The sequence below is a fragment of the Nocardia vaccinii NBRC 15922 genome (assembly GCF_001613305.1).
Lineage (GTDB): Bacteria > Actinomycetota > Actinomycetes > Mycobacteriales > Mycobacteriaceae > Nocardia > Nocardia vaccinii.
The window spans coordinates 237,657-253,270 of the sequence record NZ_BDCC01000035.1 but is presented as its reverse complement, the minus strand read 5'-3'; the positions used below and the strand labels follow the sequence as shown (position 1 = coordinate 253,270).

The window sequence follows — 15,614 nt, the reverse complement described above, 5'->3', positions numbered from 1 at the left end:
TGCGGCAGCACCGGAAGGAGCAGCGCGATGCGTGAAAACAGGGAGCGACCGACCGGATCGCTGCCGGATACCGACGAGGCGACAACCTGGTCGCAGCCCGAGACAGGGGAGACGCCATGAGCACCTCGATACCGTTCGACACCGCGTCCGGCGGTGAGCGAGCGGCGAGCACGGCACGCCCGATCACCGTGGCCGCCGCCACCGGCACGACGGCACGGGCGGGGGCCTGGGTCGTGCTGCTCGGGATCGTCGTCACCACGGTCGGAACCAGCTGGGATATCCAGTGGCACAACGACGTCGGGCCGGATACCTTCTTCACCCTGCCGCATCTGTTCCTCTATTCCGGCAGCGCGATCTCCGGGTTCGCCAGTCTCGCCGTGGTAATGCTGATGACCTCGGCACAGCGGGCGGGCCGGGAGGTGCCACGCGCGGGCGGCACGCCGATCCGGGTCTTCGGCGGGACGCTCACCGCACCGATCGGCTATATGGTCTCCGGCGCTGGCGCGGCATTGTTCCTGCTCTACGGGCTGTTCGACCTGGAGTGGCATTCGATCTACGGATTCGACGCGGTCCTCAACACCCCCTCGCACGTGGCGCTGTTCCTCTCGATCTCGACAACCATGATCGGCAGCGTCATCGTGTTCTCCGCACACCGCGACGAGTTGTGGGGGCGCATCGGGCTGGTGTTCGCGGTCGTGCTGCTGATCTCCTACGCCCCGATCCCCGCCGACGGGCTGAACAATCTGCGTCTGCCGGTCGACGCGATGGTCGCCGCCACCGTGCTGTTCGCACCGATGCTGCTGATCATGGGCGCGGTCGTCCTGGGCCGGACCGGGTCCGCCCTGGCCATCGGTGTGGCGATGAGTGTGACGCAGGGGCTGCTGTGGTGGTTCTCGCCGTGGGCCGCGCATGTGTACGCCTCGGCCGTGGGCCTGCCGCTGCGCGACGGATTGCTGCCGCTGCCGCCCTCGTTCCCGAGCATCATGCCGATGTTCCTGATCGTCGCCGCGGTGGCCGTGGAGGGAATGTTCGCGCTGGCCAGGGCCCGGAATGCGGAACCGCGTCGCACCCTGCCGGCGACCGGCGTGGTCACTGGGGTCATCCTCGGCATCGGCCTGCCGCTGCAGACGATCCTGACCGATCCGGTCGCGCACATCAGCGCGTCGATGTTCGTCATCATCGCGGTCCTGGGCATCCCGTTCGGACTCGTCGCCGGATACTTCGGCGGACGTTTCGCGGCCATGCTGCGCACCCTCGCACCACGGGAGACCTTGTGACCCAACGCATCACGCACGATCGCCGCGGCGCCGAGGTGCGGTCGTGACCCACCGCGCCACCCTGCGCCGACTGGCGGCGCTCCTGCTCGCGGCGGTCACGCTGGTCCTGATCACGACCGGTCCGGCCGCCGCCTATCAACCGGTGAACATCGTGCACACCGAACGGGTCCAGGCCGGGCCGTACGACCTCACCGTCGGATTCACCACGTGGCCGATCCGGGCCATGCAGTCGCTGGACTTCACCTTCCTGCCCGACGGCGGCATCACCGGTAAATCCGGAACCCTGAAGATCAACGGACCGGATCGCCGGGCCACCCGCCGGGTGCAGCCGCTCGTGCGGCATCCGCGCAAACGCGACTCCTGGGGCCTGGACGTGAAATCCCTGAACGCCCCCGGCGACTACAGTTTCACCTTCGCCATCGACGGACCGCAGGGACGCGGCGAGGGAACACTGCGGGGTGTGCGGGTCCTCGATCAACCCGGTCCGCCACTGCCGCTGAGCTGGGCGTTGGGCTTGCTCCCGCTGGCCGGGCTGGTTATTTTCCTCGTGGTCGTGTGGCGCCGGCTGCGCCCGGCGAAGTTGCCGCTGACGATCTGACGAGCGCCCGGCGGCATCCGCGCCGGGTCGCCGGGCTCACAGGACCCCGATTTGAAGTCCGCGCCGGGGCTCGTGCATACTTGTCGGGTTGCCTTCACCGGGTGGCCTATGTCTGTGGTGAAAATCCGCGGGTACCAGGCACGATCGGCGGAGGCGGGCAGTACCCAATCAGTATCGGTGTCGAGTCCGGCGCGGATACGTCCGGGACAGCGTTCTTCCGGCCCAATGGAGAGTTATCCGTGGCCGAAGAATGAGCGGAAAGGCGACACGCCCGACCGCGTGGACCGGAAGAACCATGACAGATGAACAGCGGCGATGGATCGGTCAGCCTCTCTCGAAGAGATACCGGTCGAGGCAAGTACGGATGCGTCTGCTGTCTTCGTAGGTTCGGGCATGCAAATGAGGGTGCTTCGGGAGGCGACTCCCGGATCGCTTACCACAGCGAAGAGCAAGCACAAGCGGAGAAAAGGACACTCAGCGTGGCGGGACAGAAGATCCGCATCAGGCTCAAGGCCTACGACCATGAGGCGATCGACGCGTCTGCGCGCAAGATCGTCGAGACGGTGACCCGCACCGGTGCCCGCGTCGTCGGGCCGGTGCCGTTGCCGACCGAGAAGAACGTGTACTGCGTCATCCGTTCGCCGCACAAGTACAAGGACTCGCGCGAGCACTTCGAGATGCGTACGCACAAGCGGCTGATCGACATCCTCGACCCGACGCCGAAGACGGTTGACGCGCTCATGCGCATCGACCTCCCGGCCAGCGTCGACGTCAACATTCAGTGACGGGGACTTCGAATATGACTGACAACAAGAGCCGTCCGGCCGCGGGCATCCTGGGCACCAAGCTCGGCATGACCCAGGTCTTCGACGAGAAGAACCGCGTCGTTCCCGTGACCGTCGTCAAGGCGGGCCCGAACGTCGTCACCCAGATCCGCACCGTGGAGCGCGACGGCTACTCCGCCGTTCAGCTCGCTTTCGGAGCCATCGACCCGCGCAAGGTGACCAAGCCGGTCTCCGGCCAGTTCAGCAAGGCCGGCGTCACCCCGCGCCGCCACGTCGCCGAGATCCGCGTCGCCGACGCCTCGACCTTCGAGGTCGGCCAGGAGCTCAGCGCCGAGGTCTTCGAAGAGGGCGCGTACGTCGACGTGACCGGCACCAGCAAGGGCAAGGGCTTCGCCGGCACCATGAAGCGCCACGGTTTCCGCGGCCAGGGCGCCTCGCACGGTGCGCAGGCCGTGCACCGCCGTCCGGGCTCGATCGGCGGATGTTCCACGCCTGGCCGTGTTTTCAAAGGCATGCGGATGTCGGGCCGGATGGGTAGCGACCGCGTCACCACGCAGAACCTCTCGGTCCACAAGGTGGACGCCGAGAACGGCCTGCTGCTGATCAAGGGTGCGATCCCGGGCCGCAAGGGCGGCGTCGTGATCGTCAAGAGTGCAGTGAAGGGTGGTGCACGCGCGTGAGTACCGAGGCCGTGACTACTGAAACGAAGACCAACCTGACGCTTCCGGTCAAAGAGCCGGGCGGCAAGACCAACGGCACCGTCGAACTCCCCGCGGAGATCTTCGACGTCACCGCCAACGTCGCGCTGATGCACCAGGTCGTCGTGGCCCAGCAGGCCGCGGCTCGCCAGGGCACCCACGCGACCAAGACCCGCGGCGAGGTCCGCGGCGGTGGTAAGAAGCCGTACCGCCAGAAGGGCACCGGCCGCGCCCGTCAGGGCTCGACCCGCGCGCCGCAGTTCACCGGTGGTGGCACCGTGCACGGCCCGCAGCCGCGCGACTACTCCCAGCGTCTGCCCAAGAAGATGAAGGTCGCCGCACTGCGTGGCGCGCTGTCGGACCGGGCGCGTAACGAGCGCATCCACGTGATCGGCGAACTCGTTGCGGGACAGACCCCCTCGACGAAACAGGCCAAGACTTTTCTTTCCGAGCTGTCGGAGCGCAAGAACATCCTGGTCGTCGTCGGCCGCGAGGATGTCACCGCGTGGAAGAGCGTGGCGAACCTGCAGGGCGTGCACCCCATCGCTCCCGACCAGCTGAACACGTACGACGTCCTCAAGAGCGACGACGTGATCTTCTCGGTCGAGGCGCTGAACGCCTTTGTGCACGGCCCTTCGGAAGCTGACCAGGCAGCTGCACAGGAGGAGAGCAAGTGACCACCATCGCCGACCCCCGCGACATCCTGCTCGCGCCGGTCATCTCCGAGAAGTCCTACGGACTGATCGAGGAAGGCACCTACACCTTCCTGGTGCACCCGGACTCGAACAAGACGCAGATCAAGATTGCCGTCGAGAAGGTTTTCGGCGTCACGGTGACCAGCGTCAACACCGCCAACCGTCAGGGCAAGCGCAAGCGGACCCGCTTCGGTTACGGCCAGCGCAAGAGCACCAAGCGCGCGCTCGTGACCATCTCGGCCGACAGCAAGCCCATCGAGATCTTCGGAGGCTCTGTCGCGTAAGCGGCGGAGAGTCCAGAAAGCAGAGAAGAACTCATGGCAATCCGTAAATACAAGCCGACGACGCCGGGCCGTCGTGGCGCGAGCGTCTCGGACTTCGCCGAGATCACTCGCTCCACCCCGGAGAAGTCGCTGCTGCGTCCGCTGAGCAAGTCCGGCGGTCGCAACGCGCACGGCCGGATCACCACCCGGCATCGCGGCGGCGGCCACAAGCGCGCCTACCGTCTGATCGACTTCCGCCGGTTGGACAAGGACGGCATCCCGGCCAAGGTCGCGCACATCGAGTACGACCCGAACCGCACCGCCAACATCGCGCTGCTGCACTACGCGGACGGCGAGAAGCGCTACATCATCGCCCCCAAGGGCGTTGGGCAGGGCACTCGCATCGAGTCCGGCGCCGGTGCGGACATCAAGCCGGGCAACAACCTGCCGCTGCGCTCGATCCCGACCGGTACCACCGTGCACGCGGTGGAGCTGCGTCCCGGCGGCGGTGCCAAGCTGGCCCGCTCGGCCGGTATGAGCATCCAGCTGCTGGGTAAGGAAGGCGCCTACGCCGTCCTGCGTATGCCGTCGGGCGAGATCCGCCGCGTCGATGTGCGCTGCCGCGCCACCATCGGCGAGGTCGGCAACGCCGAGCAGTCGAACATCAACTGGGGCAAGGCCGGCCGCATGCGGTGGAAAGGCAAGCGCCCCACGGTCCGAGGCGTCGTGATGAACCCCGTCGACCACCCGCACGGTGGTGGTGAGGGCAAGACCTCCGGTGGTCGCCACCCGGTCTCGCCCTGGGGTCAGCCGGAAGGCCGTACTCGTAAACCCAACCGTCCGAGCGACAAGCTCATCGTCCGCCGTCGCGGCAAGAAGCGCTAAGAGGAGGTTAAGACATGCCACGCAGCCTGAAGAAGGGCCCGTTCGTCGACGAACACCTCCTCAAGAAGGTGGACGTCCAGAACGAGAAGAACACCAAACAGGTCATCAAGACCTGGTCGCGGCGTTCGACCATCATCCCCGATTTCATCGGCCACACGTTCTCGGTCCACGACGGCCGCAAGCACGTGCCGGTGTTCGTGTCGGAGAACATGGTCGGGCACAAGCTCGGTGAGTTCGCACCGACCCGCACGTTCCGGAGCCACGTCAAGGAAGATCGGAAGAGCAAGCGGCGATGAGCGAAGCGAAGAGCAATACAGCGCAGCTGAGCACTGATTCGAATCCGACCGCACGCGCCACTGCCAAGCACGTTCGCGTGACGCCGATGAAGGCGCGTCGCGTCGTGGACATGGTTCGCGGCCAGCGGGTCGAGGACGCGCTGAACATCTTGAAGTTCGCGCCGCAGGCCGCGAGCGAGCCGGTCGCCAAGGTCGTGGCCTCGGCCGCGGCCAACGCCGAGAACAACCTGGGCCTGAACCCGGCGACGCTGGTCATCTCGACCGCGTACGTCGACGAGGGCGCGACCATGAAGCGCTTCCAGCCGCGGGCACAGGGCCGTGCGTTCCGGATTCGCAAGCGCACCAGCCACATCACCATCGAGGTCGAGAGCGTGCCCACTGCCGCCCCGGCTCGTAGCCGCCGGAAGGGAGGGGCTAAGTAAATGGGACAGAAAATCAACCCCCATGGCTTCCGCCTCGGTATCACCACCGACTGGAAGTCGCGTTGGTACGCGGACAAGCAGTACGCGGACTACGTGAAGGAAGACGTCGCGATCCGCAAGCTGCTCGCCACGGGCATGGAGCGGGCCGGCATCTCGAAGGTCGAGATCGAGCGCACTCGTGATCGCGTCCGGGTGGACATCCACACCGCGCGTCCGGGCATCGTGATCGGCCGTCGTGGCGCCGAGGCCGACCGCATCCGCGCCGAGCTGGAGAAGCTCACCAAGAAGCAGGTGCAGCTGAACATCCTCGAGGTCAAGAACCCCGAGTCGGATGCGCAGCTGGTTGCTCAGGGTGTCGCGGAGCAGCTGTCCAACCGTGTGGCATTCCGTCGCGCGATGCGCAAGGCCATCCAGTCGGCCATGCGTTCGCCCAACGTCAAGGGCATCCGGGTGCAGTGCTCGGGTCGCCTCGGCGGTGCGGAAATGTCGCGTTCGGAGTTCTACCGTGAGGGTCGCGTTCCGCTGCACACGCTGCGTGCGGACGTCGACTACGGCCTGTACGAGGCTCGGACCACCTTCGGTCGCATCGGCGTGAAGGTCTGGATCTACAAGGGCGACATCGTCGGCGGCAAGCGCGAGGTCACGGCCAGCGCTGCTCCGTCGGGTGAGCGCCGCGAGCGCCGGGAGCGGCCGAACCGTCCGCGGCGGTCCGGTTCGTCCGGTACCACCGCGACCAGCACCGAGGCCGGGCGTGCCGCCACCGCTGTGGCGGAGACTCCGGCGCAGACACCTCAGGAGGGCTGACCCATGCTGATGCCTCGCAAGGTCAAGCACCGCAAGCAGCACCACCCGGGCCGCTCCGGCATGGCCAAGGGTGGCACCTCGGTGGCGTTCGGCGAATACGGTATCCAGGCTCTGGAGCCCGCCTACGTCACCAACCGGCAGATCGAGTCGGCGCGTATCGCGATGACCCGCCACATCAAGCGTGGCGGCAAGATCTGGATCAACATCTACCCGGATCGTCCGCTGACCAAGAAGCCCGCCGAGACCCGCATGGGTTCCGGTAAGGGTTCGCCCGAGTGGTGGATCGCGAACGTCAAGCCCGGCCGGGTGATGTTCGAGATGAGTTACCCCAACGAGGAGACCGCTCGTGAGGCCCTGCGCCGCGCGATGCACAAGCTCCCGATGAAGTGCAGGATCGTGACGAGGGAGGAGCAGTTCTGATGAGCGGAACACCGGCCGCAGAGCTGCGGGACAAGGATCAGGACGAGCTCGTCGCCGCACTGCGTGAGGCGAAGGAAGAGCTGTTCAACCTGCGCTTCCAGATGGCGACGGGTCAGATGACGAACAACCGTCGGCTGCGTGTGGTCCGCCACGAGATCGCGCGCATCTACACGGTCATGCGCGAGCGCGAGCTCGGTCTGGCCACCGGTCCCAAGACTGAGGGAGACGCCGCATGAGCGACGGCAGCGTGAGTGAAAAGAAGGGTCCGGCCAAGACGCCGGCCAAGGAGACGGAGCGTGGCAGCCGCAAGGTTCGCGTCGGCTACGTCGTCTCGGACAAGATGAACAAGACGATCGTCGTCGAGCTGGAAGACCGTCACCGGCACCCCCTCTACGGCAAGATCATTCGCACCACCTCCAAGGTGAAGGCGCACGACGAGAACGAGACCGCCGGTGTCGGCGACCGCGTTCAGCTGATGGAGACCCGTCCGCTGTCGGCCACCAAGCGCTGGCGTCTGGTCGAGGTCCTGGAGCGGGCCAAGTAGGCCTCTCCGGCTCTCCGAGTCGAAAACCGAAGGTCCGCTTTCCTTCCCGGAAAGCGGGCCTTCGGCGTATTCGGCGGCGCGAAGTCGGTTGCGATAGCCGGCGATATGCGGTTCGATAACGAAATATCCGGGGAGCCAATTACTTTTGTTCACCCGGATCGGGCGATATCGTGCCCACTGGTAGAAAGATTCGGGCGAGTGGAATACGCTTCGCGCGGAGAACCCGCGTATGGAGGGATGATGTGACCACCCCGAGCACGGTCCGGCAGGGGGCCGGGGGAACTGGCGAGCGGCCGACGGTGCCACTGACGAAGCTGGTTCATTTGATGGCCGAATATCAGAAGCTGGGCGCGCATCGCCAGACGTTTCTGCCCGCATCGATGAGTGACGACATCTTCGTGCGCGGCTGCGGCTTGATCGCGGGCGGTCTGGCCATCGTCGCGGGGATCTGCGCGACCGCTTCATGGTGGACCGGCACGATCGTATTCGCGATTCTCGCGCTGGTTCCGTTGGCGGCGGCCTGGTTGCGAGGCAGTCTCACCGGTGCGGTCCGTACGGCCCGGATGGACCTGTTCGAGCACGGTCTGACGGTGTATCGATCGGGGCAGGAGATCACCGCATTCCGTTGGGACACCGCCGAAGTGCGGCAGTCGGTCATCCCGTCGCCGGGTTCGGCCGCCGAATACTCCCTGACCCTCGACGGGCCGGACGGTTCGCACGAATCCTTCGACGAACGCCAATTCGACTGCGCGCACGAATGGGGCCCGGCGATCCAATCCGCGGTGACCGCAACACAACTCCCGCGCGCGGTGGCCGCGATCGATGCCGGGGAGAGCGTGCCGTTCGGCGAAATCGTCGTGGATCTGGCCGAATTGGCCTTCGCGGGTGCGAGTTATCCCTGGGAGCAGGTCGATACGATCGATGCCCAGGGCGGTCTGATCCGATTCAAGTCCGGCAGTCGCTGGGTCACGTTGCCGCCCATCGAATCCATTCCGAACTTCTATATCTTCAACGAGGTCGCCGAACGATTGCGCATGGCCGCGGCGGCGGAACTGACCGACGGCACGCAGTAGGAAACTCGCTGAAGCGGATTCAGCGGGTCGGAGTAAGTGGCAGATCCTCGGCGGCTGGCGCCGATTCGGACGGATGCGCTCGGCGTAGGCGTCCGGTGAGGGCGAGCGGATCGGTGTGCAGCATCGGCCGGCCGGTCAGCCACAGGCTACCCGGGATGCGGCGCGCCACCTCGGTGATGCCGATCGCCATCGCGACGACGGTCAGATACAGCAGCACGGTGCCCCAGAACAGCCCGAGATGATTCTGCACCGCCGGGATGACCGGTGCGAGCACCTGCAGTGCGATCGGATGTGACAGGAAGATGCCGAACGATCGGTCCGAGCCGAAGCGTACGGCCCGGGAGAACAGGTCGTGCTCACGTCTGTGCGCGGCCCACCAACTGCTCACCGTGTACACGGCGACGATGATCAGGACGTAGCAGAACAGCAGGTGCGGCATGAACACGTTGTTGGCCTGCCAGGAGGGCATCTGCCGCGTCTGCCACAGGAAGTACAGCTCGGCAAGCGCCAGCCCCACGATCGCGCCCGCCACGAACCACGGGCCGAGTCGGCGCACCGTGCGGGTCACCGCGTCGATATGCCAGGCCGCGATCGCGCCGAGCAGAATGTAGAACTGGTACGGGATCGCCGTGGCGTACAGGTGGTTCCAGATTCCGAGCAATCGTCCGGTCAGCGTCGGCGGGTGCACCAGCCACCACAGCACGCCCAGCTGCAGTGTCGCACTCGCCGCGAGCACCCACCGGTGATTGCCCTCGGTGGCGCGCAGCAGTCGCATGATCAGGGGGAAGAGCAGATATGCCTGCATCGTCACCAGCAGGAAGTACAGCTGATACCACGCCCCGCCGGTGGCTGTCTCGAACACCAGCCGCCACAGCGCGCCGCGGATCGTTTCTCCGGGATGCAGTCCGGCCAGGACGGAATAACCCCAGTAGATCACCGACCAGGCGAGATACGGGATGCCGACCAGCGGGAAACGTTTACGCCAGAAGGCCCGGGTGTCCAGCGACTTACCGCGGTACTGGTAGATCAGCACGAAGCCGGTGAGCGCGAAGAACGCGTCCCGGGTGAAGTGCAGGGGCATGACCACGCCGTTGGCCGCGGTATTGCCGGCGTCGATCGAGTTGCCGACCACGTGCGCGCCGATGACACAGGCGAAGGTGAGAATCCGGAACAGGTCGACCTGATGGAGATGCGGTCGTTTGCGTCGCGGGGCTGGAACCTCGGACTGCGTGGCGACGGTGGGGGGTGCGATGCCGATGCTCATCAGGCCACCGCAACCCGGGCGATCAATGTCGCCACCTCCGTCTCGACTACCCCATCTTCGAACTGCCTCATACACTTCCCTCGGTCCGGCCGTCAACGCCATCGTCCCCACCGAGCCTGTGAGCCGACTGATCGATTCCTCCGAATCGGCTGTGCCGGCGGCGTGGGCGCTCGGCCCGATGTCAGCGGGTCAGACCGTAATGCCGGAAATCCGAGGCAAGCCGGTCGGCGATCCACTGATGACCGGCTGCGGTGGGATGGAGCCGGTCTGCCACTGTGGGGAATACCCAATGTGAAGACAGTGGATCGAAGACATATACGTTCGGATAGGCCGATCTGGCCGCGGCCACGATGATTTTGTCGGTGGCCCATGCGGCCGGTGTCGGCTCACCCTTCGGGAAAACCGTGATCACCCCGACCGCCGCGTCCGGGGCCTGAGTGCGGATCTCGCCGATGACCTGGCGCACATTGGTGGCCAACTCGGTCGGCGACGTACCGATGTCATTGTATCCGGCCTGGACGATGACCACCGTCGGGTGGTCGGTGGCCAGCTGCAGCTTGCCGAGGAGGCGTTCCATCGGCCCGAGCTTGTGATAGCCCGGCGCGACGTATCCGGCGCCCGGATCGGCGCTCACCGTGGAACGCCAGCCGAGCTGATGGGCCAGCAGTACGGGCCAGCCCTTCTGCGCCGACCCAGCGCCGACCCCGTCACTGATCGATGCCCCGACCACGGCCAGCGCCGGGCGATCCTGCGCTGCTTCGGGTCCGGTGGCGCCCGCGTGACCGTGCTGGGAACCCAATCCGATTACGGTCGCCGCCGCGACGACAGTGCCGTAGATGCCGAATCTCGAAACGCGCTTCACGCAGTCAGTGTTATCAGGTTGTAAGAGTGGGTCAAGCTGTGACGCCCGGTGAACTACGCCACGCGGACAAATCGCGAGGTCGGCGATGGTCCGATTTCCGTTCAGCTGCTGACCGCGTACGGGCGGGCGAGCCGGCGCGCGGCCTCGAGGATGCCGAGGACGCGCGAGCCGGGCAGGCCGATCGACGCGCCGATCGCGGCCGGAGTCCAGGATTCGTCCGCGAGGGTGAGGACCTCGGCGAGCTGTTCGACCGGCAGTTTGGACAGCCGGCGCGCGGAGATCTCGCGCGCCACCGCCCAGACGCCGGTCTCGTCGCTGTCCGGGTCGATCTCGTCACCGTCGTCCCACGCGTCGTGCGCCTCGGATGCGTCGCGGTTCTGTACGCGTGTCTCGGGCTCCGGGTCCGGCACGATTCTCGGGCGCGGCCGTCGCGGCGCCGCTTCGGCGACCGCCTGTTCGTCGAGGGCGAGCTGAGTGCCCTGCTGAGCGCTCGCGGCTCGGTGGGGGGATTCGACCGACTCACTCATCGCGGCCGCGCGCTGAGCGGGATGCTGGGCGGGCGCATGCGCAGGGCGGGTGTTCTCGGTCCGCTCCGGTGACGCGTCCGCCGCGGCGGACGCGCTGGGGGCGGGCTGCCGAGTCGCGTTCCGCGCGAGTTCGGTGTCATCGGCGGAATCGGGGCCGGCGACGATCGATGCGGGGCGGGTTGCCGCCTCGGTGCCGGTCGGTCGGGTTGTGATCCCGTTGTTCGGAGGCGCTGCCACGTCGGGAGCCTCGGCGGTGCGCGTGTTCTCGGGAAGCGGGACGGAATCGGCGGTATCCGGTTGGGCGGGGTTCGTGGCTTTGTCGTATGGCGTCGGCTGCTGTGGCTCGGTTACGGGCGGCGCGGCGGAATGCTGCGGAGCCGGGTGGTGTGCGGTGGTCCTGTTGTCGCCGTGGGGGTTGGGTGGTCCGGCGGGTTGCCGAGGAGTCGCTGACGGGGCCGCGATGTCGTTCGGTGCGACGGGCGCGGCGAATTCGGCGTTCGCGGCGGGCGTGCCGAAAAAGCCTGCGGCGGGGTCGAACCGAGTTGCGAACGTATCCGTGCCGTCGGCGGTGCGAGCGGTGCGGCCCATGGGTAGGGCTACCGAATCGGTTGGCTCGGCGTTGAATTCGGGAAATGTGGCGGGACGGGGCTCGCCGAATTCGACCGTGGTGTGGCCGAATCGTCGCGGTGGCTGGTCGGGACTGGCGTCGTCATCGACGGGAATGGCATCGATCAGCTGGGCGTAGCGGGCGGAAACCCAGGCGTGCAACCAGATCACCACGCCGACCATGACGGGTGCGACCGCGGATTCGGCGGAGCGGGCCAGCTCGCCAGCCACCAGATGCGGGCCCGCATTGAGGGCGATGGTCACGCCCAGCAGCGCCGCCTCCAGGAAAACGACCTTGCCGCGGGCGATTTCGCGACCCCAGCGGGCGGCGGTGGTCGCGACGACCATGATGGTGATGATCGGGATCGAGATCATCGCCTCGAAACCGTAACTGAGCCAGTACAGCGGATCGGACGTATCACCGCTGGGGACCAGATTGTGCTGCACGTTCACCCCGGCCCACAGCATGCCGAGCACGACGACACCGATCAGCGCCCGCGAGGACCATTCGGCGCGGCGATACAGCTGGGCCAGGCGGGCGTCGGGATTGGACACCCGCCGTCGCGCGGCCAGGGCGCGCCGGTGCCAGCGGGCATCGGCATCGTCGGCGCGGCGCACCGACAGCGCGACGCGGCGGTCGCGTTTCTCGGCGGCCAGTTCGGCGCTCACGGCCCGGCGGCGTTGCTGCCGCCGCTGCTTGCGCATCCATTCCGCGAGATCGCGTTCGGCGGCGATCTCGGCCTCGGACAGTTCGGCGAACAGCGCCGGATCCGATTGCAGCGGCAGCTTTCCGCGAGCGGTGGCGACTCGATCCGCCAGGGCGGCGATCGCGGCCTCGGCGGCCGACGGAGATGTCGCGGTGGCCTGCTCCGCCGCCGGGGACGGGGCCGCCGTGGCTGGGTCGGAGGGTTCGGAATTGCCGGTCGACCGGTTGTCGAGCATGGCGCGCCTTCCCGGGTGCGGATGCGGTTGCGGCAGCGGCCGAACCGATTACTCGAACGTATGTGTGACCGCAGTGAGAGTAATGCCCGGCCCATCCGAGGTCAATGCTTCCACCGAACATCCGTTCGGGTAAGAGGGGCCCTCATGGCGGTATCAGTGCAGCGCGGTATGCCAGACCAGGGCCGCGGCGAGCGCGCCGGCCCCGTTGAGCGACCAGTGCAGCGCGATCGGCGCGAGCAGGCTGCCGCTGCGCCGCCGCAACCAGGTGAAGACCGCGCCCGCCGCACCGGTCGCCAGGACCGCGAGCGCGATTCCCGCGATCTGTGCGGCCGCTCCGTTGCCGAGAATTCCGCTCAGCCCGCGGTTACCGTTGGTGAGGCCGAGCGAGGACGCGATATGCCAGAGTCCGAAAAGCAGTGAGCCCGCGGCGAATGCGCCGCGCACGCCGTAGGCGCGGTCGAGTGCGCCGTGTAGGACGCCGCGGAAGGCGAGTTCCTCGGGGATGACCGTCTGCAGCGGAATCACGATCATCGAGGCGATCAGCGCGCCGGAGATGGTCGCATAGCGGTTGGCGAGGAAGAACGGCCGCGTGATCGGCAGCGCCGCCCCGATCGCCACCGCGGCGAGCACGATGCCGACCGCGCCCAGCGCGTACAGCGTGCCGCGCCGCCAGTGTCGCGGCGACAGGCCGAGTTCGGCCCAGCCGAGTCCGCGCCGGCGCATCAACAGAACGAGAACCACCGCCGCGAGCGGGACGGTGACGATATTGGCCCACGCCGAGGTGAAGTGGGCGATCAGATTCGTACCCGCCAGGGTGAGAACGACGACGGCCACGTCCACGTAGGCGTGGATCCGCCGAACCGGCCCGGCGGTCGCGGGCGGTTCGGCGAGGACTGGCGCGGTCGTGCCGGAACTGCTCACGACCGGTGTGCCGTCGTTATCGTTTCGAGACATCGGGTCCAGTCTACGTTCGTAGCTGAGAATTCGCCCTGTCTCGTTGGTCACGAGATCCGCTCGGTCCTTGCGCTATATGTATACGTCTACGTATAGTGGTGGCGAGGCGGGATGTCGGCCCGGCGATGAGCGGCCCTCGATGCCGCGGTGGTCGCCGCGAGTCGCGGTCGAGCCCGCCTCGAATGAATCAAATGATGCGCATCTGTGCATTGAAAAGGGAAGGTGGAACCCATGACCATCGATTCGACGCAGCCCGTCCCGGTCGACGCCCCGGACTCGACCGAGCGCGAGGCGGAGTTCGCGACCGTCGAGCTCGCCGACGGCCCCGCCGGTGCGCGGACGAAACGGTTCGAGGGGCGATTCGTGGTCCAGGGCCGCGAATTCGGTAAGCGCGAGGTCGAGGTGACCAAGGTCTATCAGGGGCGCTCGGGCAGATTCGTGGTGCAGCGTCAGCGTTTCGACTGGGCGGAGATGGCCTCCCGGGCCAATTTCCAGGGCAACTGGAAGAACTGGCTGAACATGTTGGGCGGCGGCGGTTTCGGCGTGGATACGGATGCCGAACCGACTTGGGGCGATTACGAGGTCGAGGTCGTGGACACCCTCGACGATCTGCGCGGGGTGCTCTCACCGAAACTGCATCGTCGCGTGGTCGCCGTCGTCGAGCAGCCGCGCATCGAATATCTCGACATCTGAATATCCGGAATCAGTTGTCGCGGTGTGGTTTCGGGGGCAGCCCGGCCGACCAGCCGGCGGGATCGGTCCATGCCTGCAGGGTTCGGGCGGTTTCGAAGCGGCGGGCTGCCCCGGTGATCGGATCGGTGAATTCCAGTGTGGCGGCGAGTAATTGCAGCGGCCGGGTGAAGTCGTCGATGGGGCGCTCGGTCAGTTCGGGAAAGAAATCATCGCCGAGGATCGGGATGCCGAGGCCGTTCATGTGCACGCGGAGTTGATGGGTTCGGCCGGTGCGCGGACGCAGGCGGTAGCGGCCCAGCCCGCCGCGGTGGCCGAGCAGGTCGACGCGGGTCTCGGCATTCGGCTCTCCCGGCGCCTCGAAGGCACGAATAATGTTGCGTTCCTTGACTATCCGGCTGTGTATCGTTCTCGGCAGCGACAGCTCCGGATCGTAGGGCGCGATCGCCTCGTACTCCTTGTGCACGCGGCGCTGCCCGAACAGTTTCTGGTACGCGCCGCGCTGGGCCGGGGTGATCACGAACAGAACCAGTCCGGCGGTGGCCCGGTCGAGACGATGTGCCGGAACGAGGTCCGGGAGTCCCAGCTCGCGACGCAGCCGCACCAGCGCGGTCTGCAGGATGTGCCTGCCGCGCGGAATGGTGGACAGGAAATGCGGTTTATCGATGACGAGCAGATGATCGTCGCGGTGCACGATGCTGATCCGGAACGGCACCTCGGTCTCCTGCGGCAGGTCCCGGTGGAACCAGACCGCCCCGCCCGGAACATAGGGGGCGTTCGGTGCGATCGGACCGTCCATATCGACGATGCCGCCCTCGGCGAGCAGTTCGTCGATGCGCGCGGGCGCGACTCGGGGCAACCGCTCCACGAGGTGATCGCGGATGGTCGCCCAGGAACCCTCGTCCGGCAGCCGCAGCCGCGCCGGGTCCAGTCCGTGCCGCTTCGGCAGCGGCGGCTTCTGCCTGCGTCTCATCGGTGACGAGACTAGCGGCACGAAGTCGTCCGGCCG

20 protein-coding genes are annotated in these 15,614 nt (G+C 67.0%); 15 read left to right on the top strand and 5 right to left on the bottom strand.

Annotated features, from left to right (window positions below; all coding sequences use genetic code 11):
• The first annotated feature begins 116 nt into the window (after nt 1–116).
• The 14 genes from NV1_RS23920 to NV1_RS23855 all read left to right on the top strand — a co-directional run bounded on the left by NV1_RS23920 (nt 117) and on the right by NV1_RS23855 (nt 8,760).
• On the top strand, nt 117–1,277 hold the full coding sequence (locus NV1_RS23920; RefSeq protein ID WP_084525697.1) for a hypothetical protein: 1,161 nt from the start codon (nt 117–119) through the stop codon (nt 1,275–1,277).
• A gap of 43 nt (nt 1,278–1,320) precedes the next feature.
• Nucleotides 1,321–1,875 carry a hypothetical protein gene (locus tag NV1_RS23915; protein ID WP_245713883.1) on the top strand — a complete coding sequence of 185 codons (555 nt, stop codon included), beginning with the start codon at nt 1,321–1,323 and terminating at the stop codon, nt 1,873–1,875.
• 479 nt (nt 1,876–2,354) lie between these two features.
• Nucleotides 2,355–2,660, top strand: a complete 306-nt coding sequence (gene rpsJ, locus NV1_RS23910) for a 30S ribosomal protein S10 (protein ID WP_003938093.1) — start codon at nt 2,355–2,357, stop codon at nt 2,658–2,660.
• Nucleotides 2,661–2,674: 14 nt separating this feature from the next.
• On the top strand, nt 2,675–3,340 hold the full coding sequence (gene rplC / locus NV1_RS23905; protein ID WP_067895325.1) for a 50S ribosomal protein L3: 666 nt from the start codon (nt 2,675–2,677) through the stop codon (nt 3,338–3,340).
• Nucleotides 3,341–3,351: 11 nt separating this feature from the next.
• The gene (rplD, locus tag NV1_RS23900; protein WP_067895495.1) at nt 3,352–4,035 is read left to right on the top strand and encodes a 50S ribosomal protein L4; all 684 of its coding nucleotides are present in this window, start codon (nt 3,352–3,354) and stop codon (nt 4,033–4,035) included.
• A complete protein-coding gene (gene rplW / locus NV1_RS23895; RefSeq protein ID WP_040818433.1) occupies nt 4,032–4,337 on the top strand; it encodes a 50S ribosomal protein L23 in 306 nt (101 codons plus the stop codon). The genes rplD and rplW overlap by 4 nt, the downstream gene beginning before the upstream one ends.
• 33 nt (nt 4,338–4,370) lie before the next feature.
• Nucleotides 4,371–5,201, top strand: coding sequence for a 50S ribosomal protein L2 (rplB, locus tag NV1_RS23890; protein ID WP_067895322.1), 831 nt, complete (start codon nt 4,371–4,373; stop codon nt 5,199–5,201).
• 14 nt (nt 5,202–5,215) lie between these two features.
• Entirely contained in the window at nt 5,216–5,497 is a 282-nt protein-coding gene (gene rpsS / locus NV1_RS23885) for a 30S ribosomal protein S19 (protein ID WP_025347177.1), read from the top strand.
• Complete coding sequence (rplV, locus tag NV1_RS23880) at nt 5,494–5,919, top strand: 50S ribosomal protein L22 (RefSeq protein WP_067895319.1); 426 nt, start codon at nt 5,494–5,496, stop codon at nt 5,917–5,919. The genes rpsS and rplV overlap by 4 nt, the downstream gene beginning before the upstream one ends.
• A complete protein-coding gene (rpsC, locus tag NV1_RS23875; protein ID WP_040818440.1) occupies nt 5,920–6,723 on the top strand; it encodes a 30S ribosomal protein S3 in 804 nt (267 codons plus the stop codon). It abuts the gene before it with no gap.
• 3 nt (nt 6,724–6,726) lie between these two features.
• Nucleotides 6,727–7,143, top strand: coding sequence for a 50S ribosomal protein L16 (rplP, locus tag NV1_RS23870; RefSeq protein WP_067519522.1), 417 nt, complete (start codon nt 6,727–6,729; stop codon nt 7,141–7,143).
• Nucleotides 7,140–7,379, top strand: coding sequence for a 50S ribosomal protein L29 (gene rpmC, locus NV1_RS23865; RefSeq protein ID WP_040818715.1), 240 nt, complete (start codon nt 7,140–7,142; stop codon nt 7,377–7,379). Before rplP ends, rpmC begins: the two co-directional genes overlap by 4 nt.
• On the top strand, nt 7,376–7,687 hold the full coding sequence (rpsQ, locus tag NV1_RS23860; protein ID WP_067895316.1) for a 30S ribosomal protein S17: 312 nt from the start codon (nt 7,376–7,378) through the stop codon (nt 7,685–7,687). Before rpmC ends, rpsQ begins: the two co-directional genes overlap by 4 nt.
• Nucleotides 7,688–7,929: 242 nt before the next feature.
• Entirely contained in the window at nt 7,930–8,760 is an 831-nt protein-coding gene (locus tag NV1_RS23855; RefSeq protein WP_067895313.1) for a DUF6585 family protein, read from the top strand.
• A gap of 19 nt (nt 8,761–8,779) precedes the next feature.
• Here NV1_RS23855 and NV1_RS23850 read toward each other — a convergent pair whose 3' ends face one another.
• From NV1_RS23850 to NV1_RS23835, 4 genes are all read right to left on the bottom strand, one after another.
• Nucleotides 8,780–10,024, bottom strand: coding sequence for an acyltransferase (locus NV1_RS23850; protein ID WP_067895310.1), 1,245 nt, complete (start codon nt 10,022–10,024; stop codon nt 8,780–8,782).
• Nucleotides 10,025–10,205: 181 nt separating this feature from the next.
• The gene (locus NV1_RS23845) at nt 10,206–10,886 is read right to left on the bottom strand and encodes an SGNH/GDSL hydrolase family protein (RefSeq protein WP_067895306.1); all 681 of its coding nucleotides are present in this window, start codon (nt 10,884–10,886) and stop codon (nt 10,206–10,208) included.
• A 101-nt stretch (nt 10,887–10,987) separates the two neighbouring features.
• A complete protein-coding gene (locus NV1_RS44635) occupies nt 10,988–12,961 on the bottom strand; it encodes a hypothetical protein (RefSeq protein ID WP_067895303.1) in 1,974 nt (657 codons plus the stop codon).
• A gap of 153 nt (nt 12,962–13,114) precedes the next feature.
• Nucleotides 13,115–13,915 (bottom strand): CPBP family intramembrane glutamic endopeptidase, encoded by an 801-nt coding sequence (locus tag NV1_RS23835; protein ID WP_084525694.1) that lies wholly within the window; start codon nt 13,913–13,915, stop codon nt 13,115–13,117.
• A gap of 231 nt (nt 13,916–14,146) precedes the next feature.
• On the opposite strand from NV1_RS23835, the gene NV1_RS23830 reads away from it, so the two are divergent.
• On the top strand, nt 14,147–14,608 hold the full coding sequence (locus NV1_RS23830) for an EXLDI protein (RefSeq protein WP_157117299.1): 462 nt from the start codon (nt 14,147–14,149) through the stop codon (nt 14,606–14,608).
• 10 nt (nt 14,609–14,618) lie between these two features.
• Here NV1_RS23830 and NV1_RS23825 read toward each other — a convergent pair whose 3' ends face one another.
• Nucleotides 14,619–15,578 (bottom strand): RluA family pseudouridine synthase, encoded by a 960-nt coding sequence (locus NV1_RS23825; protein ID WP_067895489.1) that lies wholly within the window; start codon nt 15,576–15,578, stop codon nt 14,619–14,621.
• Between the last annotated feature and the right edge of the window lie 36 nt (nt 15,579–15,614).